The sequence below is a fragment of the Streptomyces sp. SID9727 genome (assembly GCF_010550605.1).
In the GTDB taxonomy this organism is placed as follows: domain Bacteria; phylum Actinomycetota; class Actinomycetes; order Streptomycetales; family Streptomycetaceae; genus Streptomyces.
Genome location: NZ_JAAGNI010000331.1, coordinates 1 through 251 on the forward strand (window position 1 = coordinate 1; position 251 = coordinate 251).

Below are 251 nucleotides of genomic sequence, written 5' to 3' on the forward strand. Positions count from 1 at the left end.
AGCGGCGCGTGCTCGTGCGCCAGCAGCTCACCCAACTGCACCTGCACCGCACCGAGACCAGCGACCAGAGACTGGGTCGCGTCGACACGGATCGGGAGGGTGTTGATATAGAGACCCGGGGTCCGGTACGACGCATCGCCGGCGTCCATCCGCCCGAGGAGGACAGTACCGAAGACCGGGTGGGTCTGGCCCGTGGTCGCAGCGGCCACCCGCGCCCACGCCAAGTGGAAGAACGCCGCCGCACTCACCCC

1 protein-coding gene is annotated in these 251 nt (G+C 69.7%); it reads right to left on the reverse strand.

All coding sequences use genetic code 11. The features are described 5' to 3' along the window. On the reverse strand, nucleotides 1-209 hold a 209-nt coding region (locus tag G3I41_RS22275; RefSeq protein ID WP_343242206.1), incomplete at its 3' end, for a hypothetical protein. Between the last annotated feature and the right edge of the window lie 42 nt (nucleotides 210-251).